Origin of the sequence: Streptomyces sp., from assembly GCF_019510245.1 — a bacterium.
Classification (GTDB): domain Bacteria; phylum Actinomycetota; class Actinomycetes; order Streptomycetales; family Streptomycetaceae; genus Streptomyces.
The window spans coordinates 130,196-149,493 of sequence record NZ_JAEKKT010000134.1 but is presented as its reverse complement, the minus strand read 5'-3'; the positions used below and the strand labels follow the sequence as shown (position 1 = coordinate 149,493).

Below are 19,298 nucleotides of genomic sequence, written 5' to 3'. Positions count from 1 at the left end.
TATCCTAATGTTGTAGTAAAAATTGGTGTAGCGAAGTTGAAGCGAGTGACGAAGTTGTAGCGACACGGACTCTGCGGACGCGAGTGAGGCGAAGCGTGGTTCGGGGCGGCGGGAAAGCGGCAGCGGCGGGGCGTGCGACGGACGGCAAGGGGCCCGCCCGCTCGCGTGAGCGTTTCCTCCAGGGCGAGGCGGTCGGGGCCGGCGTACGCCCTCCCATCTCGCACTCCTGGCAGCGCTGCCGGGCCCTGGGGCTCTCCCCCGACCAGCCCGGGCTCCCCTTCCGGGACGACTTCGAGCATGATGCCCGAATCGTCCGCGCGGCCGTCCCGGTGCTCGACCGGCTGCAGTCCTGGTTCGCGGGCAGCAGGATGAACATCTCCGTCGCGGACGCCAACGGGACCGTCCTGCTGCGTCGTTTCGGAGAGGCGTCGCTGGCCAGAAGCCTCCCGGCCTTCCAGCGCGTCCCCGGGTTCGTGTTCGCCGAGCGGTACGCCGGCACCAACGGGATCGGGCTCGCACTGGCGGAGCGTCAGCTCGTCCAGGTCTACGGAGCCGAGCACTTCGCCGAGCGCGCGCAGGGCAACGCCTGCCGGGCGCTGCCCGTCCGCGACCCGGTCAGCGGCCGCATCGAGGGCGTCCTGTGCCTCGGCTACCCGCGCAGCGCCGAGGACCCGGCACTGGCCACCGTGATCCGCCGGGCGGCCCACGCCATCGAGAGGCGGCTGCTCGGACAGAGTTCCGAACGCGAGCGGGCCCTGCTGCGGGCGTACCTGGACACCGGAGCCGAGGCCGCCGCCGGACCGCACCACCGCCTGGGGCTCGGCGAGCCGGCCCTCGGAGTGCGCCCCTGCGACCGGGCGATCCTCATGGAGAAGGCCGTCGAGCTGATCACCTGGGCGCAGCGGGCCGCCGTCCACGTGACCCTGTCCGACGGCCGGCGGGTCACGCTGGTCAGCCGCCCGACGACGACCGCCACCGGCGAGGAGGGCTTCGTCATCGAGGCCGTCCTGCCCGGCCCCGCACCGCACGAGCCGCTCCTCGGCCCGTGGCCGGCCGAGGAGCCGCGGCGCCCCACCCTCGTCACCCCCGACTTCGCCCACGGCAGCGGCGGGTCCGCCGGACCCGCCGCGTCCGCCGTGCCCGGCGCCGTGGTCCAGGCGACGTCCGTCGTCCTCGCCGTCCCGCCGACCGCGGTGCTCCCCGTCTCGGTGGCGCCCGCGGCCGTGCCGGGAACCGCTGCCCCTGGCCTCGTACCCCTCCGAGCCGATACGGGCGGCGCGGGCGCATGGACGGACGGTCCGGGCGGCGCGACGGACGGGGACCGCCGCACAGCGGGCGGCTCCGTCCGGACGGGAGACGGAGCCGGATCGGGAGCCCGCCCCGGCGCCGCGGCCGGCGGCCGTAGCGGCTCGCCGCCCCCGGCGGAGCCCCCGGCCAGAGGGCTCGTGCTGGTGGGAGAGCCGCATGTGGGGCGGTACGCCCTCGCCGCCCGCCGTCGCCTGGAGCTGCTGACCGACGCCAGCACGCGCATCGGGACCACCCTGGACGTGCGGCGCACCGCCGAGGAACTCGCCGAGACGGCGGTGCCACGGCTGGCCGACTACGTCACGATCGACCTGCCGGAGGCCGTGCTGCGGGGCGAGGAGGCCGCCGATCCCTGCACCGACCTGTACCGCACCGTGGTCCACGGCATCGCCGACGACTGTCCGTTCCACCCGGTCGGCAAGCGCGTCGACTACGGCCCGGCCACGCCGCACCTGCGCTGCCTGACGAGCGGGCAGGCCGTGCTGGAACCGGACCTGAGGGCCGCCATGGGCTGGCTCGCCCACGACCCACCGCGCACCGAGGTGATGCTGGCCCACGTGCACTCGCTCGTCGCCGTCCCGCTGGTGGCCCGCGGCGTCGTCCTCGGCATCGCCGCGTTCTACCGCGGCCGGCACCCCGCCCCCTTCGACGACGACGACCGCTCGCTGGTCCAGGAACTCGCCGGCCGCGCCGCCCTGTCCATCGACAACGCCCGGCGCTACACGCGCGAGCGCACCATGGTCCTGACCCTGCAGCGCAGCCTGCTGCCCCAGGGGCTGCCCGACCAGGACGCCGTCGACGTGGCGCACCGCTACCTGCCCGCGGAGTCGGACGTGGGCGGGGACTGGTACGACGTCATCCCGCTCTCCGGCACCCGGGTCGGCCTCCTGGTCGGTGACGTCGTGGGCCACGGCATGTTCTCGGCGGCCACCATGGGACGGCTGCGGACCGCCGCCCGCAGCTTCGCCGAACTCGACTTCTCCCCGGACGAGGTCCTCACCCACCTGGACAACCTGGTGGGACGCCTCGACCGGGAGGCACCCGCCGCGGGCGACACGGGCATCTTCGGCGCGACCTGCCTGTACGCCGTCTACGACCCGACCACGCAGCAGTGCAGCATGGCCCGCGCCGGGCATCCCCCTCCCGCGCTCGTCCGCCCCGACGGCACGGTCACCCTCCCGGACCTGCCCGCCGGTCCCCCGCTGGGCCTCGGCGGCCTGCCCTTCGAAGCCGTCGACATCGACCTCCCCGCGGACAGCCGGCTGGTCCTCTACACCGACGGGCTCATCGAGGGCCGCGACCGCGACGTGGACCTGGTCCTCGACCGGCTGCGGTGCTCCCTCGCGCACCGGGACCGCACGCCCGAGGAGATCTGCGAGACGCTTCTGGACACGGTGGCCCCGGTCCACCCCTGCGACGACATCGCGCTGCTCGTCGCCCGTACCCACGCGCTGCCCGAGCACCGGATCGCCACCTGGGACCTGCCCGCCGACCCCTCCCTCGTCAGCGAGGTCCGCGCCTCGGCGCTGCGGCGGCTGGCCGACTGGGGTCTCGAGGAGGCCGGGTTCGCCGCGGAGCTGGTGCTGAGCGAACTGGTCACCAACGCCATCCGGCACGGCTCCGGCCCGGTCCGGGTACGCCTGCTGCACGGCCGGACCCTGATCTGCGAGGTCTCCGACCACAGCAACACCGCCCCGCACCTGCGCCGGGCGGCCACCACCGACGAGGGCGGCCGCGGCCTGTTCCTGGTGGCCCAGCTGGCGCAGAGCTGGGGCACCCGCTACATCCGGCAGGGCAAGGTCATCTGGGCCGAGTGCGGGCTCGAGGCCGCCTGAGCCCGTCGACGCGTGGGCCGCCGACGGGGCCCACGTGCCTGACCCGTCGGTCCCATCACAGGCCTCGAATCCGGCATCCTCTCCGGCATTCCGGCGCGGAAATCAGGAGTAACACCGATTTGTCCCACTAGTATCACCGGGGAGAGTCGGGAAGAAGACGTCAGGCCGACCCCCGGAGCTGTCCGTGCACGAGCCTCCCGACCCGCTGCTACGGATCCGCGGGCTCGCCAAGCGGTTCGGCGGGACCCGCGCGCTGGACGGGGTCGATCTCGACGTCCGGGCCGGCAGCGTCCTCGCCCTCCTCGGCCCCAACGGTGCCGGGAAGTCCACGCTCATCAAGGTGCTCGCCGGGGTCCATCAGGCCGACGCGGGGTCGGTCACGGTGGCCGGGCACCCGCTCGCAAGCCAGGCCGCCGCCCGCACCATGTCCTTCATCCACCAGGACCTCGGGCTCGTGGAGTGGATGACCGTCGCCGAGAACATCGCCCTGACGACCGGATATCCGCGCCGCGCCGGACTGATCTCCTGGCGGCGGACCCGGGAGCGCTGCGTCGAGGCCCTCGAGACGATCGCCGGGCACCTCGATCCGGACACGCCGGTCGCGCGGCTCGGTCCCGCGGAGCGTTCGCTGGTCGCCGTCGGCCGGGCGCTGGCGGCCCACGCGCGCCTCGTCGTGCTCGACGAGCCGACCGCCCGCCTGCCCGCCCCGGACTGCGACCGGCTCTTCCGCGTGCTGCACACCATGCGGGACCGGGGACACGGCATCCTCTACGTCACCCACCGCATGGACGAGGTGTACCGGGTGGCTGACGCCTTCGCCGTCCTGCGCGACGGCCGGCTGGTCAGTCACGGCCGGCTGGCGGGCCACGACCCGGCCCGGCTGGTCCGCGACATCGTCGGCCCAGAACCGGCCCGCGGTACCGCCGGGGCGGAACCGGCCCGCGGCATCGAGGGCGGGGAACCGGCCAGCGGCATCGAGGGCGGGGAACCGGCCAGCGGCATCGAGGGCGGGGAACCGGCCAGCGGCGTCAAGGGCGGCGAACCGGGCCGCCCGCTCCCCGCCGCCGGCCACGCCGCCACTCCCCCGAGCGGCACCGCGGGCGGCCCCGCCGTCCTGGTCCTCGACGGCGTCCGGACCGCAGGCACGGCGCCGCTCGACCTGGAGCTGCGGGCCGGGGAGGCGCTGGGACTGGTCGGCCTCTCGGGCGCCGGGCACCCGGAGCTGGGCCGCGCGCTGGCCGGCGCCCGGCCCTTCCTCGGCGGCCGGGTCCTCCTGGGCGGGCGGCCCTACTGGCCCCGCACGGTCGCGGACGCCGTGGCGGCCGGGGTCGGCCTCGTGCCCGGCGACAGGCAGCGTGAGGGCTGTGCCATGGGGCTGACCGTGCGCGAGAACCTGCTGGCCAACCCCCGGGCGGCCGGGCTGCCCGCGCTGCGCTGGAGCGGTCCGCGCCGCGAACGTGCCCGGGCCGCGGAGCTGCTCGAACGGTTCGCCGTACGGCCCCGCGACGGCGAGGCTCCCCTCGCCACCCTGTCCGGCGGCAACCAGCAGAAGGTCCTGATCGGCCGCTGGCTCGGCGTGGATCTGCGGCTGCTGGTCCTGGAGGAGCCGACCGCGAGCGTGGACGTCGGAGCCAAGGCCGCGGTCCACCGTCTGCTCGACGAGGCGCTGGCCGGCGGTCTCGCGGTCCTGCTCGTCTCGACCGACTTCGAGGAGGTGGCCCGCGTGTGCCGACGCGCCCTGGTGTTCGTCCGCGGCCGCGTGACCACCGAACTGAGCGGCGCGGACCTCACGGTCACCGGGCTCGCCCGCGCGGCCTCGGCCCTGCCGGCCCCCGGAACCACCACGGACTCATGACCGCCGCGCCCCCGCCCTCCGCCCCACGCTCCCGGCCGCTCCGGCGGGCCTCGGCCCGGCATGTCGCGGGCGCCTACGGTCTGCTGGTCCTCACCGCGCTGCTCGTCGTGGTCTTCTCCCTCGCGCTGCCGCACACGTTCCCCACGCGGGACACCCTCGACTCGGTCCTGTCCACCCAGTCGATCCCGGCCGTGCTCGCGCTCGCCGCCATGGTCCCCGTCGTGACCGGCTCCTTCGACCTCTCCCTCGGCTACGGTCTCGGCCTGGCCCACGTCATGGTGCTGCGGCTCGTCGTCGACGCCGCCTGGCCCTGGCCCTGGGCCTGCCTCGCGGTGATCGCCGGCGGCGGAGTGGTGGGGGTTCTCAACGGCGTGGTCGTGGAGTTCGGCCGGATCGACTCGTTCATCGCCACCCTCGGGACCGGCAGCATGCTGTACGCCGTGACCGGCTGGGTCACCGGTGGCGGCAGGATCGTCCCGGGGCCGGCCGGTCTGCCGGCCGGCTTCACCGACCTCTACGACTCCACGCTCCTCGGCCTGCCGCTGCCCGCGTTCTACGTCCTCGCCCTCGCCGTCGTCCTCTGGGTGCTGCTGGAGCGGCTGCCGCTCGGCCGGTTCCTGTACGTCATCGGCGCCAACCCGCGCGCCGCCGAACTGGTCGGCATTCCGACCCGCAGGTACACCGTCGACGCGTTCGCCGCCTCGGGGCTGATCGTCGGCTTCGCCGGGGTGCTGCTGGCGGCTCAGCAGCAGATCGGCAACCCCAGCGTCGGTCTCGACTACCTGCTGCCCGCGTTCGTCGGCGCGCTCCTCGGCTCCACCGCGATCAGGCCCGGCCGTCCCAACGCCTTCGGCACGCTCGTCGCCGTCGCCGTGCTCGCCGTCGGCCTCACCGGCATCGGCCAGCTGGGCGCCGCGTTCTGGACGGTCCCCCTGTTCTACGGCGGCACGCTGCTGCTCGCCGTGGGCCTGGCCGGCTACTCCGCCCGCCGGCTGCGCACCGGGGCCGGCGCGGCCCACGACGCACCGGCCACCGCGCCGGGCCCGCCGACGGCGGCGTCCGGGGGCGGCACCGCCGGAACCGCGCCATGAGCCCCAGGAGCGCCTCCCGCACCCGGAAGGCCACCGCTGCCCGGATCGGCGTGGCCCGGGCCGCCGCCCTCGCGCTGTTGGCCGCGGCAGCCGCCGTGACGGGCTGCGAGCGCGGCTCGTCGAAAGGCCCCGCGGTCTCCACCACCGGCCCCGGCGGCTGTCCCGCCGTCCAGGTCTCGGCCGGGGCCGCCGTCGCCCTGGCGGAGCGGACCGCCCCCGCCTGGAACGGACCGACCACCGGTCCCGGGGCGGTGTCCGGCAGGACGGTCGTCTTCGTCGCGGAGACCATGACGAATCCGGGCGTCGCGGGCGTCGCGAACGGTCTGCGGGAGGCCGGCCACGTCATCGGCTGGGACGTCCGGGTGATCGACGGAGCCGGCAGCCCCGCCGGCATCGAGGCGGCCATGAGCGAGGCCGTGGCCCTGCGGCCCGCGGGCATCGTCATCGGCGGCTTCGACCCCGGCTCGACCGCACAGCAGGTCGCCGAGGCGGACGCGGCCGGCATCCCGCTCGTCGGCTGGCACGCGGTCGTCGCCCCGGGCCCCAGCAGACGGCCCCCGCTCTTCACCAACGTCACCACCCGGGTCGAGGACGTGGCCGGCATCAGCGCGCAGTGGATCATCGCGCACTCCGGCGGCCGGGCCGGAGTGGTCCTGTTCACCGACGCCTCGGTCCCGTTCGCGAGGACGAAGTCCGACCTGATCAGGGCGGGACTCGCCACCTGCGCCGGGGTGCGGCTGCTCGCGACCGAGAACATCCCGATCCCGGACGCGGGCAGCCGCACCCCGCGCGAGATCGCCTCGCTGCTCTCGCGCTTCCCGGACACGTGGACGCACTCCGTCGCCATCAACGACCTGTACTTCGCCGACGCCGCCCCCGCCTTCCGCGCGGCCGGCCGCAAGGGGACCGGTCCGCCCTTCAACATCGGGGCCGGGGACGGCGACCCGTCCGCCTTCCAGCGCATCAACAGCAGGCAGTACCAGGCCGCCACCGTTCCCGAGCCGCTGTCTCAGCAGGGGTGGCAGATCGTCGACGAGTTCAACCGCGCCTTCTCCGGCCGTCCCGCCAGCGGCTATGTCGCCCCCACCCACGTCTCGACGGCCGCCAACAGCGCCGGGGCCACGACCTGGGACCCACCGGGCTATCGCGAGGCCTACCGGAAAATCTGGGGCAGATGAACCGCCAGGTCCCGCCGGCGATCCCGGCCGGGATCGCCGTACCGGAGGCGGAGGCTTCCTCGGGTCGCCGAACGCCTGATGCCCGGTCGCCGCGGGGAGGCGTCCGGACGCGCGGTGTTGCAGGCGGGTCCGCGGCCGCCGTCACGCGACACTTGAGGGAGACGGCCGGCGAGCGGGGCGGGGAGGCGAGCGTGGTGATCGCCGTCAATCCGACGGACAGCGGCTCGCTGCTCGCTGCCTTCGGCGCGCTGGGCGTCCTGGCGGTGATCTTCGCCGAGTCGGGTCTGCTGGTCGTCGGTTTCTTCCTGCCGGGCGACACGCTGCTCTTCCCGGCCGGTGTGCTGTGCGCGGCCACCGCGGACCGGGGGCCCCGGCTGGAGTTGTGGCAGGTGCTGGTGTGCGCGGCCGTCGGTGCGGTGGCGGGAGGGCAGGTGGGTTATCTGATCGGCCGGCACGGCGGGCGGCCGCTGCTCGCCCGTACCTCCCGGCCGCGGGTACGCGAGGGCGCCGCCCGGGCGGAGCAGCTGCTCGCCCGCTACGGGTACGGCAAGGCGCTGGTGATCGGCCGTTTCGTGCCGATGCTCCGGTCGGTGCTGCACCCGGCGGCGGGGGCGCTCGGGGTGCCGGTACGGCCGTTCACCGTCTGGCAGTCGGTCGGCGGAGTCCTCTGGTCCCAGACCTTCGTCCTCGCCGGGTACGCCCTGGGCTCCTCGGTCTCCCACATCGACCGCTACCTGCTGCCGCTGGTCGGCGCGGTCGTCGTACTCTCCCTGCTGCCGCTGCTGCTGGAGGCCCGCCGGGCCCACCACGACCGCTGACCGTGCTCCCGGGCGCTCGCCGCGATCGCCGGCCGAGGCCGGGGGCGTGGCGGCGCCGGGGATGTCGGCGATGCCGTAGAAGCCGTAGAAGCCGCCTAGACGGAAGCCGGCGGTACCAGTCGGCCCCGGGAGATGAGGGATGCGGCCTTCTTGAGGTGGCGGAGGCTGATGCTGACGGCGTAGCCGTCGATGCCCGGGGTCGCGGCGATGCGGGTGGTCAGGAAGCGGTAGAAGTCCTCGGGGTCGCGGGTGATGACGCTGACCGAGCCGGGCGGTCTCCGTGCCGACCCGCTCCAGGTGAGCGGGGGCGACCCGCAGCCAGAGGATGGCGTTGAGCCGGAACCCCAGCCGCTCCGGGAGCAGTTCGACCTCGTACTCCAGGGTTCCGGAGCCCTCCAGCGACTCCAGCCGGCGGGCCACCCGGGACAGCGACCAGCCGGTCAGTTCGGCGAGCCGGGTGTGCGTGGTACGGCCGTCCTGGGCGAGGGCGTCGAGCAGCGGGGCGTCCTCGGCGGCCGGCGGGGGCGGCGGCCCGGGGGCGTGCGGCGGCCGTTCCGAGGTCAGCTGCCGGACCTGCCCGGCGTCGAGGCTGGCGCCGTAACCGGTCCAGTCGGCGGTGCCGGGAGCGTCGTAGCCGTGGATGATCAGCTCGATGCTGACGTCCAGGACCGAGGCGGACCTGGGCAGTTGCCGGAGCAGCACGTCCTCGCGCGGCACGTCGAGCGGTGAGCGCATGACACAGATGATCTCCGAGCCGCCCGAGGCCAGGTGGGCCCAGGAGATGTCGGGGCGCCGGGCGAGGCTGTCGGCGAGCGGGTCGACCCGGTCGGGTCGGCAGCGGATGCGGGTGACCCACTGCGCGGCCCCGTACACCCGGGGACTGACCAGACCCACCACCCGCAGCGCCCCGGCGCGGCGCAGCGCCTGGTAACGGCGGGCAGCGGTCTGCTCGGAGACTCCGGCCACCTCCCCGATCCGCCGGAAGGGCAGCCGCGGCGCGCACTGGAGGGCGCGGAGGATCTTTCGGTCCACCTCGTCAAGCATGGTGGAAGTGTGCCATGCATATCGGTGATCTGGAGGATTCTGCGGCGGAGAGCGGGTCCGCTTGGTGGTTGCGCGCATGGGACCGGATGCTGTGGCGGCGGGTTTCCCCTCGGAAGCCCGTTCGACACGGGCCACCGGAGACGCCGGTGGCCCTCGACCGCGGTGCGGTGCGCCGCGAAGGAGTATCTCCGTGAACGTCACGACACCGGCGAGCGGGCCGGTCGAGCGGCGGGCGGCCACGATCGTCATGGCCTGCCTGGGCGTCTTCGTCGCCTATCTTCCGGTCACCACGGTCGCCGTGAGCCTGCCCGCCCTGCAGGCCGCGCTGAACGCCTCGACCGCCCAGCTGTCGTGGGTGCAGGACGCGTTCGTGCTGCCGATGGCCGCGTTCATCCTGACCGCGGGCGTCTTCGGGGACGTCCACGGGCGCAAGAAGGTGTTCCAGGCGGGCCTGCTGTTCTCCGCTGCGGGCGCGGTCACCGCCCTGTGCGCGCACTCGGTCGAAACCGTCTGGGCCGGACAGGCCCTGGCCGGCGTCGGCGCGGCCGCACTGCTGCCCACCACGCTGGCCCTGATCAGCCACGCGGTGCCGGACCACCGGGAGCGCGGCAAGTTCATCGGCATCTGGGCCACCTGCCTGACGGCGGCCCTGGCGGTCGGCCCGCTGCTCGCCGGTGTGATCGTCCAGCACTTCTCCTGGCGCTGGATCTACCTCCCGACCGTCCCCGTCGCGCTCCTGACCGTCGCCGCCGCGACCCGGCAGCTGGCCGACTCGCGGGCACCGCACGGGCGCCGTCTGGACTGGCCCGGCCAGCTCACCGCGACGCTCGCGGTCACCGCGCTGGTCTACGGCGTGATCGAGGGCGGGGCGAGCTCGTTCACCGACGTCAAGGTGATGGTGGCGCTGTTCACGGCCGTGGTCGCCGGCGCCGGTTTCGTGCTGGCGGAGCGGCGCAGCGACAGCCCGATGCTGGACCTGACCCTGTTCCGCAGCCCCGCCCTCACCGCCACCACGCTGGTCGCGACCACGAGTTTCCTGGCGCTCATCGGGTTCTTCTTCGTGCTCAGCCTCTACTTCGGCATGGTGCAGCAACTCGACACCATGCAGGCCGCGTGGCGGCTGCTGATGGTCACCGGGGCGTCCCTGCTGGCCGGCGGGCCGGCCGGGCGGCTGATGCACCGGATTTCGCCCCGGGTGATGATCACCGGCGGTCTGCTGGTGGTCACCGCCGCCCTGTTCGCGCTGACCGGTCTGGCCGCCGGCACCTCGTTCGGCTCGGCCGCCTGGCGGCTCGCCCTGCTGGGCCTCGGCATGGGCTTCGTCATGACCGCGATGACCGCGACCGCGGTGGCCTCCGTGCCGTACCACCTGGCCGGCATGGCCGCCGCGGGCAACAACGCGTTCCGGCAGGTCGGCGGCGCCCTCGGCCCGGCGGTCCTGGGCGCGCTGCTCACCAGCCGGGCGCTCGACGCGCTGCCCGGTCACCTCACGGGCGCGGGCGTCACCGGCGCGGCGCAGGAGCGCATCGTCACGACCGCGCAGACCGACGGCCTCGGCGCGGTCGCCGACCTGGACCTGGGCGCCCGCACCGGCCCGACGATGGGCGCGCTCGGCGACTCCTTCCTGGACGGAATGCGCCTGTGCCTGATCACGGCGGGGAGCCTGACGCTGCTGGCCGCCCTGGTCGCGGTGGTCCTGCTGCGCGCACCCAGGCAGCAGCGCACGCTCCGGGCGGCCGGGCACACCACGGCCGGGAAGTCCTCGGCCGCGCAGGGCGTCTGACGGCTCACCGCACCAGGCAGGGCCGTTTGGCGTCGAAGCTCCAGCCCGCCACGAGGTACTGCATCCCGGCCGCGTCGTCCCGGCCCGCCGCGAGGTCCAGCTCCTCGTGGCGGGCGTGGGCCGCGAGCAGCCGGTCCATGTCGAGCCGGACGCCGAGCCCTGGGGCGTCGGTGACGGCGACCTCCCCGCCGGAGATCCTCGGCGGCTCGACCGTGAGCCGCTCCTGTCCCTCCTGCCAGATCCAGTGGGTGTCCAGGGCGTTGTACTCGCCGGGGGCCGCGGCACCGCAGTGCGCCATCATCGCGAGCGAGATGTCGAAGTGGTTGTTGGAGTGGCAGCCCCAGGTCAGCCCCGTCTCATGGCACAGCTGCGCCACCCGCACCGAACCCTGCATGGTCCAGAAGTGCGGGTCCGCCAGCGGGATCGACACCGACTGCAGGGCGAGGGCGTGGGTGAGCTGCCGCCAGTCGGTGGCGATCATGTTGGTGGCGGTGGGCAGCCCGGTGGCCCGGCGGAACTCGGCGAGGATCTCGCGCCCGGAGTAGCCGCCCTCGGCCCCGCAGGGGTCCTCGGCGTAGGCGAGTGTGCCGAGCAGCGGGCGGCACAGCTCGACGGCCTCGCGCAGGGACCAGGCGCCGTTGGGGTCGAGGGTGATCCGCGCCTCCGGGAAGCGGTCCTTCAGCGCCCGGACGGCCCTGACCTCCTCGGCCCCCTCCAGCACACCGCCCTTGAGCTTGAAGTCACGGAAGCCGTAGCGGTCGTAGGCCGCCTCCGCCTGCCGGACGACCGCCTCCGGGGTGAGGGCCTCCTCGCGGCGGATCCGGTACCAGGGCACGTCCGAGTCGGGTTCGCGGAGGTAGTCGAGGTCGGTGCGGTCCGGGTCGCCGACGTAGAAGAGATAGCCGAGGACGCGTACCGAGTCGCGCTGCTTGCCGTCGCCGAGCAGGGCGGCGACGGGTACCTCCAGGTGCTGGCCGAGCAGGTCGAGGAGCGCGGACTCCACGGCGGTGACGGCGTGCACGGTGGTGCGCAGGTCGAAGGTCTGCACACCGCGACCGCCGGCGTCCCGGCCCGCGAACTCCTCGCCCACGGCACGCAGCACCCGCTTGTAGTCCCCCGGCCGGGAGCCGACGACCAGGGACGCGGCATCCCGCAGGGTCCGGGTGATCGCCTCCCCACCGGGCACCTCACCGAGCCCGGTGCGGCCCTCGGAGTCCTCGACGACCACGACGTTGCGGGTGAAGTACGGGGCGTGCGCGCCGGAGAGGTTGAGCAGCATGGAGTCCCGGCCTGCCACCGGATACACGGAGAAGCGGGTGACGACGGGCTGACTCATGGAGGAGCGTCCTTACTGCCGAGAACCATCTACATACGGAGATGGAGGCTATGGATGCGGACGCCCTGCGGTCAATGGGGTGGGTTCGGGGAACCACACGACGGCACCTTCCGATTTGGGCGACAACTTTCCGATTTATCCGGTAAATCCCGGATGGCCCTCTCGTGGAGGGGCACTCAGCTAGGCAGACAACGTGGTTCTGGCATTGACGAGGAGTTGTCATGGCTGAGCAGAAGTCGTCCTCGGCCCTCGCCGCGCCCCTGCGGAACGCTGCCTCGGCGGTGCGCAAGCTGCCCGGCGCCGGAGCGGTGACGAAGGCCGCGGAGGAAACCCTGGACAGGATCGGGGCCGTCTCGCCCCGGGGCCGTCGGATGGCCGTGTACGCAGGGGCGGGCGTGCTCGGGGCGGCGGGACTGGTCGAGTGGCCCGTCGCGCTGACCGGTGCGGCGGTGGCCTGGCTCACCCAGCCACGCCCGCACCACGACGGGGAGACCACCCGCCCGGAGGCGGCCGGTGGTGACATGACCGGCGCTGCGGGCCACGGCGCCTACGTGGCCATGGGCGACGCCGCGGCCACGTCGGGCCCGGGCCAGGCCGCCGCCGCTCCCGGCCCGATGCTGGAGGACGAGTTGCCGGGCGGCGCCTGGACACGGCCGAGCGGGGCGGCAGCACCGGCCACGGGTCCGGCCGCACCCACCACTCCACCGGCCGCCGGGCCGACCGCCGACCCGGACACACCCATCGCCCCGCCGTCCGCCGGACCGGCCGCCGACCCGGCCGCACCCACCACCCCACCGGCCGCCCCACCGGCCACGCCACCGACCGCCGGCCCGGACGCGACGCACACCGACCCGATGGCGCCACCCGCCGCCCCGGGTTCGGCACCCGGCGACAAGGAACCGCCGCTCGCCGATCCGCCCCCACCGCCCACCAGCTGAGCGGCCGGGGGTGACGCGCGATGGCGCTCGGGTTGCCGTCGGTCCTGTCCGAGGCGCCCCGGCTGCTCGCCCGGGTGGCCGCGCCGGGAGTCGGTGCGGTCGCGGGGGCGGCGGCCGGCACCGCGCGGGCCGGCGTCAGGAGCCTGGACACGGCCGCCCGTATGACGCGGGCGGCGCGCACCGCACTGGTCGGCGACCGGCGGCAGTGGCGGTCCGGTGCCCGGGCGCACCTCGCGCTGCAGGCGGCCGACCCCGGGCAGGCGCGGGCCGCGGGTGGCCTGCGGCGGATCGCCGGGCATGTCGCCGAGGCGCTGACGGAACACCCCGACGTCCTGTTCGCCTACTGGGACGAGGGACTCGGCCGCCTGGTGGTGGCCGCGGCCGAGGAGGCGGTCACCGACGAGGTGGTCCGGCACGCCGCCGACCTCGCCGCCCGGCACGGTCTCGTCGCGGACCTCGACGGCGCAGAGGAGGTCACGCATCCCGCCGATCCGGACGGCATCCGGGCCGCTCTCGCGACCTTCGCGGTCGACCTGGTCGGCACCGGTGTCGGCGTCGCCGCGTACGCCCTGCGGCTGCCGCCGTCCCCGCGTGCGGTCACCGCGGTGGTGACGGTGCTCCGGGAGAACCCCCGCGTCCGCGGCGTGATCCGTGCCCGCCTGGGCGCCGACGCCATGGACCTGCTGCTGGCCTGTGCTAACGCGGCGGCTCACGCGGCCGGGCAGACGCCCGCCGCACTGCTGCTCGACGCGGGGCTGAGGGGCTGCCAACTCGCCGACACCATGGCGCGGGCGGCCGCCTTCGAGCTCTTCCACGACGAACTGTGCAGCCCGGACCGGCCGAGCGTAGGCGACGGCGGCCATCCCCGCCCGGCCCCGCGCACCACCCCGGCTCAGGAGTACGCCACGCACGCCTTCGCCGGCAGCGTGCTGGGCGCGGCCGCCACCCTGCTGGTCAAGCACGACGTCGCCGAGGCGGCGGAGGCGGTGCTCGCGGGCTCCCCCAAGGCCGCCCGGTACGGACCGACCGCCTTCGAGTCGGTGCTCGGCGCCGTCCTGGCCCGCTCGGGGCTGCTGGTCCGCGCCCCGGAAAGGCTGCGGGCCCTGGAGCTCACCGGCACGATCGTGCTGCATCCGAGCGCGGTGTGTACCGCCGAGGGGGAGCCCGACCCCTGGACCGAGCCGGTGCTGGACGCGGCCCGGCGCGCCGGGCTGCGGGTGGTGCTCGTGGACGACCCGGCCCTGGAGGACTTCACCGGCCTCGCCGACCAGGTGGTGGACGCCCGGCGGCCGTTGGACGACGTCGTGTGCTCCCTGCCCGAGGACTCGGGCGCGGTGATCACGGTGGCCCGGCTGTGGTCGGGCAAGGACAACGGGGTGCTCTCCGGGCTGCTCACCGGGGACATCGCGCTCGCGCTCACCGACGACGGCAGCGCGGTCGTCTGGAGCGCCGACGCCCTCGCCCTGCACGGGCTGCCCGACGTGTGGCGGCTGCTGTCCGCGATACCGGCCGCGCGCCGGGTGGGCCGGCGCTCGCAGACCCTGGCCAGGTCGGGTGCCGCGCTCTCCGGCCTGCTGGTGGCCGTGGGCGAGTCGAGGAGCGCGCGCGGCGGTGCACGGATCGCGCTGCCCGGCCTGCGGCACGCACCGGTGGACGGCGCCGCCGCGACCGCGCTGCTGTCCGCGACCGTGGCGGCCCTGCGAGTGGCGAGGACCGAGCCCCCGCGGCCCAGGGCGCGGGTGCACTGGCACGAACTCGGGCCGCGGGAAACCCTGGAGCGGCTGGAGCACGAGCGGGAGAGCGAACCGCCCGGTGCGCCGGAGCGGTCCGCCGAGCCGTCGCGGAACCCGCTGCTCGTGCCGGTGCGGTGGACGCGGCGGCTCGCCCAGGCCGTCCGGAGCGAGCTGCACGACCCGCTGACCCCGGTGCTGGCGGTCGGCTCGGCCGCGTCCGCGATCGTCGGCTCGGCCGTGGACGCCCTGCTGGTGGTCGGCGCGCTCGACCTGAACGCGCTGATCGGCGGTATCCAGCGGCTGCGGGCCGAACAGGCCGTGTCCGGGCTGCTCGCCGAACAGAAACGGCAGGCCCGGGTGGCCGACTCCACCGAGGAACCGGACACGCACACCGTGGACGCGGCACGCCTGGCGCCCGGCGACGTGATCGACCTGCACACCGACGACGTGGTGCCGGCCGATGCCCGGGTGCTCTCCGAGGACGGCCTGGAGGTCGACGAGTCCGCGCTGACCGGCGAGTCGGTGCCGACCGAGAAGCACACCGCCGCCACCCCGCACGTGCCGGTGGCCGACCGGCACTCCATGGTCTTCGAGGGCACGACGGTGGCCGCCGGTCACGCACGGGCGGTCGTGGTGGACACCGGCGAGCGCACCGAGGCGGCCCGCGCCGTACACCTGGCCGCGCGGACGCCCCCGGCCGCCGGTGTGCAGGCCCGGTTGCACGAACTCACCGCGAAGGCACTGCCGTTGACGCTCGGCGGCGGCGCCGCGATCACCGGCCTGGCACTGCTGCGCGGAACCCCCATCCGGGAGGCGGTGAGCGGTGGTGTCGCGGTCGGCGTCGCCGCGGTGCCGGAGGGACTGCCGCTGGTGGCGACGGTGGCCCAGCTCGCCGCCGCCCGGCGGCTGAGCCGCGCCGGTGTGCTGGTCAGGGCTCCCCGTGCGCTGGAGGCGCTCGGCCGGATGGACACCGTCTGCTTCGACAAGACGGGCACCCTCACCGAGAACACGCTGCGCCTGGTGACGGTGGCCGACGCCGACGGGGAGGGCCATGCCCCGGACGACGAGGCGGCGGCCGGCATCCTGCGGGTGGCGGCCCGGGCCTGCCCCCAGGTCGACGACGGTGACGGCCCGCCGGAGCACGCCACCGACGCGGCGGTCCTCGCCGCGGCCGGACCCGGCTCGGACTGGGAGCAGTCGGAGAGTCTCGCCTTCGAGGCCGCCCGCGGATACGCCGCGGCCGTCGGCCGGTCCGGCGACGAACCGCCCCTGCTGGTGGTGAAGGGAGCACCGGAGACCGTACTGCCCGCCTGCTCCGACGCCGCCGTCTCCGCCTCGGAGACGGCGCGGACACTGGCGGCCGAGGGCCTGCGCGTGCTGGCCGTCGCCCGGCGCCGGACGGACGACGACGACCGGACGGCCTCCGGCGTCCTCGAAGCCCCCCTGGAACACCTGGAGTTCCTCGGCCTGCTCGGCTTCGCCGACACCCCGCGCGAGACCTCCAGGACGCTGGTGCGGGCTCTGCACGAGGAGGGCATCCGGCCGGTGATGCTGACCGGCGACCACCCGCAGACCGCCCGGTCGATCGCCGCCGAGCTGGGCTGGCCCGGCGACACCGTCGTGGTGACCGGCGACGAGCTGGCCGGTACCGACCGGACGGGCAGGGCCCGGATGCTCCGGGACGCGGGTGTCGTGGCCCGGGTGGCGCCGGAACAGAAACTCCAGGTCGTCGAGGCGCTGCGGGACGCCGGCCGGGTGGTCGGCATGGTCGGCGACGGCGCCAACGACGCGGCGGCGATCCGCGCCGCCGACATCGGCGTGGGCATCAACGCCCGCGGCTCCGCCGCCGCCCGCAACGCCGCCGACCTGGTCCTCACCGACGACGACCTGACGGTACTGGCCGACGCCGTCCGGGAGGGCCGGTCGCTGTGGCACAGCGTCGCGGACGCCGTCGCCATCCTCATCGGCGGCAACGCGGGCGAGATCGGCTTCGGCGTCCTCGGCACCCTGCTGTCCCGCAGGGCTCCGCTGTCCACCCGTCAGATGCTGCTGGTGAACCTCTTCACCGACCTGTTCCCGGCGATGGCGGTGGCGGTCACCCCGAAGGGGACGGCGGAGCAGTCGGACCCCGGGTCGCCCTCGGACGTACTCGGCGCCCCCCTCCTGCGGCAGATCCGGCACCGTGCGCTGACGACCAGTGCCGGCGCGCTCATGGCCTGGCTCATCGGCCGCGGCACCCCCGGCACGGCCCGCCGCTCCAGCACCATGGCGCTGATGGCGGTGGTCGGCACCCAGCTCATCCAGACCCTGCTGGACCGCCGGGACAGCGCACTGGTGCGCCTCGCCTCCCTCGGCTCGGCCGCCGTCCTGCTCGCGCTCGTCGAGACCCCGGGAGTCAGCCGCTTCTTCGGCTGCACCCCGCTGGGCCCGGTCGCCCTGACCGCGGTGGCCGCCTCGATCGCCCTGGCCGTGTGGAGCCAGCGCGCCCTGCCCTTCCTGGAACGGACCGTCAAGGACCTGCTGCCGCGACCGTGAGCAACGGTCGACGACCCACAGACGACGCACGAACGGTCGACGCCGCACCCTGGACGCGCCTGTGACGCCGCGTGAGACTGAGGGGATCCGACGCCCCCGGCCCAGGACGGTGCCCATGGACGACGACAGGACCGCGCCCGCGCGCGTCGAACTCACCCCGAGCGCCGCCGAGCTGGTGCGCCGGCTGCGTGCCGAGCACGGGCCGCTGATGTTCCACCAGTCCGGCGGCTGCTGCGACGGCAGTGCGCCCATGTGCTATCCGGACGGCGAGTTCCGCACCGGCGGCTCGGACGTGCTGCTGGCCGAGCTGGCGGTGGACGGGGTCGAGGAGCCGGTCACCTTCTGGATGTCCCGCAGCCAGTACGAGGTGTGGAGCCACACCCGGCTGATCGTGGACGTGGTACCCGGACGGGGGAGCGGTTTCTCGCTGGAGGCACCCGAGGGGGTGCGTTTCCTCACCCGTTCTCGCGTAGTCGACGGCTAGCCGCCCCGCCGGTCACTCCCGTCTGCTGCACTTCCCTGAGTCCTGGAGAACTTGACGAGACATCAGGGGGTGCGGTGACGCATCGTCGGAGACGGCTTGCGGCGAAGACCCGAACTCTGTGCACGATTCTCACCACGACCGGCGTGCTGGCCGGTGCGGCCCTCACGGGGGCGGCACCGGCCGGCGCCGCGTCGGGCGCCGGCCGGATCACGTCCGGCGCCGGCCGGATCGCGTCCGGCGCCGGCCGGATCGCGTCCGGCGTCACCTACCGGCAGTTCGACGTCCCGACGGCCAGGGGCACCGCCCACGCCCATCTGCTGACCGTCGACCTGACCGACCCGCACGTCCATGTGGACCTGCTCTCGCCGGGCGCGGTGGCCGCACGGTCGCCGGTGTCGGCGATGGCGGACGCGGCGGGCGCGGTCGCGGGCGTGAACGGCGACTTCTTCAACATCACCGAGGCCCAGCACCCGGGCGTCGAGGCGACCGGCGCGAGCGTCGGCCCGGCGATCGCGCACGGCGGGGTGCTCAAGTCGGCGGTGCCGACGGCCCAGCGCTTCGGCCCGTCGCTGCCGCCCGGCACCGACACCACCGACGTCTTCGGCGTCGGCATGGACCGCCGGGCCCGGCTCGACCGGCTGACGCTCGCCGGCACGGTCCGCACCCGGGACGCCACCCTCACGCTGCGGGGGCTCAACCAGTACGCACTGGCGGAGGGTTCCGTCGGCGCCTACACCGCCGCCTGGGGCCCGGCCTCCCGCAAGCGCGCCACCTGCGGCTCGGACACCAACCGGGCCGCCGGGTGCAGCACGGACACCTACGAGGTGCGGATCCGCCGTGGCAGGGTCGTCGCCACTTCCGGCACCCCGGGCAGCGGTGCGATCACCGCGGGCACCACCGTCCTGCTGGGCCGGGAGGCGGGCGCGGACAGACTGCGCGCCCTCACCAGGGGCGAACGGGTCGCCGTACGCGAGTTCCTGGTGGCGTCCGCCTCCGGGATCCCGTACCGCTTCGCCGTCGGCGGCTACCCGGTGCTGCGCGGCGGAGAGCCGCTGGCCGGGCTGAACGCCACCACCGCGGCCGTGCGCACGGCCGTGGGCTACGCGAGCGGCGGACGCAGACTGCTGCTGCTCGCGCTGGACGGCGCGGTGGCCTACCGCAGCGGCCTGACCATCGCCGAAGTGGCGGACGAGATGCGGAAGTTGGGGGCGGTCGACGCGTTCAGCCTGGACGGCGGCGGCTCCACGACGATGGTGGCCCGCACCGCGGGGGCGAAGACGGTGAGCGTGCTCAACCACCCGACCGAGAGCCCTGAGCGTGCCGTGGCGAACGGGATCGGGGTCTTCTGGAAACCCTGACGAGG

11 protein-coding genes and 3 pseudogenes are annotated in these 19,298 nt (G+C 74.9%); 11 read left to right on the top strand and 3 right to left on the bottom strand.

Translation table 11 applies throughout. The annotated features are described in order from the left end of the window. The first annotated feature begins 95 nt into the window (after positions 1–95). The 5 genes from JF597_RS19770 to JF597_RS19750 all read left to right on the top strand — a co-directional run bounded on the left by JF597_RS19770 (position 96) and on the right by JF597_RS19750 (position 8,082). The gene (locus tag JF597_RS19770; protein WP_293996412.1) at positions 96–3,140 is read left to right on the top strand and encodes a SpoIIE family protein phosphatase; all 3,045 of its coding nucleotides are present in this window, start codon (positions 96–98) and stop codon (positions 3,138–3,140) included. A 184-nt stretch (positions 3,141–3,324) separates the two neighbouring features. Then, positions 3,325–4,995: a sugar ABC transporter ATP-binding protein gene (locus tag JF597_RS19765; protein WP_293996411.1), complete on the top strand. Its 1,671-nt coding sequence runs from the start codon at positions 3,325–3,327 to the stop codon at positions 4,993–4,995. Then, positions 4,992–6,086: an ABC transporter permease gene (locus JF597_RS19760; protein WP_293996409.1), complete on the top strand. Its 1,095-nt coding sequence runs from the start codon at positions 4,992–4,994 to the stop codon at positions 6,084–6,086. The genes JF597_RS19765 and JF597_RS19760 overlap by 4 nt, the downstream gene beginning before the upstream one ends. After that, positions 6,083–7,264, top strand: coding sequence for a substrate-binding domain-containing protein (locus JF597_RS19755; RefSeq protein ID WP_293996407.1), 1,182 nt, complete (start codon positions 6,083–6,085; stop codon positions 7,262–7,264). The genes JF597_RS19760 and JF597_RS19755 overlap by 4 nt, the downstream gene beginning before the upstream one ends. A gap of 194 nt (positions 7,265–7,458) precedes the next feature. Further along, positions 7,459–8,082, top strand: coding sequence for a DedA family protein (locus JF597_RS19750; protein WP_293996524.1), 624 nt, complete (start codon positions 7,459–7,461; stop codon positions 8,080–8,082). A gap of 435 nt (positions 8,083–8,517) precedes the next feature. Here JF597_RS19750 and JF597_RS55600 read toward each other — a convergent pair. Beyond that, positions 8,518–8,817, bottom strand: a pseudogene (locus JF597_RS55600) (Lrp/AsnC family transcriptional regulator); the annotation flags it as partial. Between JF597_RS55600 and JF597_RS55595 the strand changes: the two are divergent. Continuing rightward, positions 8,816–9,013 (top strand): hypothetical protein, encoded by a 198-nt coding sequence (locus JF597_RS55595; RefSeq protein ID WP_366916423.1) that lies wholly within the window; start codon positions 8,816–8,818, stop codon positions 9,011–9,013. The pseudogene JF597_RS55600 and the gene JF597_RS55595 sit on opposite strands and share 2 nt — an antisense overlap. 35 nt (positions 9,014–9,048) lie before the next feature. On the opposite strand, the pseudogene JF597_RS55590 reads toward JF597_RS55595, so the two are convergent. Then, positions 9,049–9,126: pseudogene (locus tag JF597_RS55590) on the bottom strand (AsnC family transcriptional regulator); the annotation flags it as partial. A gap of 190 nt (positions 9,127–9,316) precedes the next feature. Here JF597_RS55590 and JF597_RS19740 point away from each other — a divergent pair. Further along, on the top strand, positions 9,317–10,909 hold the full coding sequence (locus JF597_RS19740; protein ID WP_293996405.1) for an MFS transporter: 1,593 nt from the start codon (positions 9,317–9,319) through the stop codon (positions 10,907–10,909). Positions 10,910–10,913: 4 nt separating this feature from the next. Here JF597_RS19740 and JF597_RS19735 read toward each other — a convergent pair whose 3' ends face one another. Next, positions 10,914–12,245, bottom strand: coding sequence for an enolase C-terminal domain-like protein (locus JF597_RS19735; protein WP_293996403.1), 1,332 nt, complete (start codon positions 12,243–12,245; stop codon positions 10,914–10,916). 221 nt (positions 12,246–12,466) lie between these two features. Between JF597_RS19735 and JF597_RS19730 the strand changes: the two are divergent. The 4 genes and pseudogenes from JF597_RS19730 to JF597_RS19715 all read left to right on the top strand — a co-directional run. After that, positions 12,467–12,721: pseudogene (locus JF597_RS19730) on the top strand (hypothetical protein); the annotation flags it as partial. A 482-nt stretch (positions 12,722–13,203) separates the two neighbouring features. Further along, positions 13,204–17,451, top strand: a complete 4,248-nt coding sequence (locus JF597_RS19725; protein ID WP_293996401.1) for a cation-translocating P-type ATPase — start codon at positions 13,204–13,206, stop codon at positions 17,449–17,451. 115 nt (positions 17,452–17,566) lie between these two features. Then, positions 17,567–17,935 carry a DUF779 domain-containing protein gene (locus JF597_RS19720; protein ID WP_293996399.1) on the top strand — a complete coding sequence of 123 codons (369 nt, stop codon included), beginning with the start codon at positions 17,567–17,569 and terminating at the stop codon, positions 17,933–17,935. 74 nt (positions 17,936–18,009) lie between these two features. After that, positions 18,010–19,293, top strand: a complete 1,284-nt coding sequence (locus tag JF597_RS19715; RefSeq protein WP_293996397.1) for a phosphodiester glycosidase family protein — start codon at positions 18,010–18,012, stop codon at positions 19,291–19,293. Positions 19,294–19,298 lie beyond the last annotated feature (5 nt).

What these genes read in the sequence shown, in the direction of transcription:
- JF597_RS19760 (WP_293996409.1), top strand. Translation starts at nt 4,992, where the DNA reads ATGACCGCCGCGCCCCCGCCCTCCGCCCCACGCTCCCGGCCGCTCCGG.
- JF597_RS19755 (WP_293996407.1), top strand. Translation starts at nt 6,083, where the DNA reads ATGAGCCCCAGGAGCGCCTCCCGCACCCGGAAGGCCACCGCTGCCCGG.
- JF597_RS55595 (WP_366916423.1), top strand. Translation starts at nt 8,816, where the DNA reads ATGACACAGATGATCTCCGAGCCGCCCGAGGCCAGGTGGGCCCAGGAG.
- JF597_RS19735 (WP_293996403.1), bottom strand. Translation starts at nt 12,245, where the DNA reads ATGAGTCAGCCCGTCGTCACCCGCTTCTCCGTGTATCCGGTGGCAGGC.
- JF597_RS19725 (WP_293996401.1), top strand. Translation starts at nt 13,204, where the DNA reads ATGGCGCTCGGGTTGCCGTCGGTCCTGTCCGAGGCGCCCCGGCTGCTC.
- JF597_RS19720 (WP_293996399.1), top strand. Translation starts at nt 17,567, where the DNA reads ATGGACGACGACAGGACCGCGCCCGCGCGCGTCGAACTCACCCCGAGC.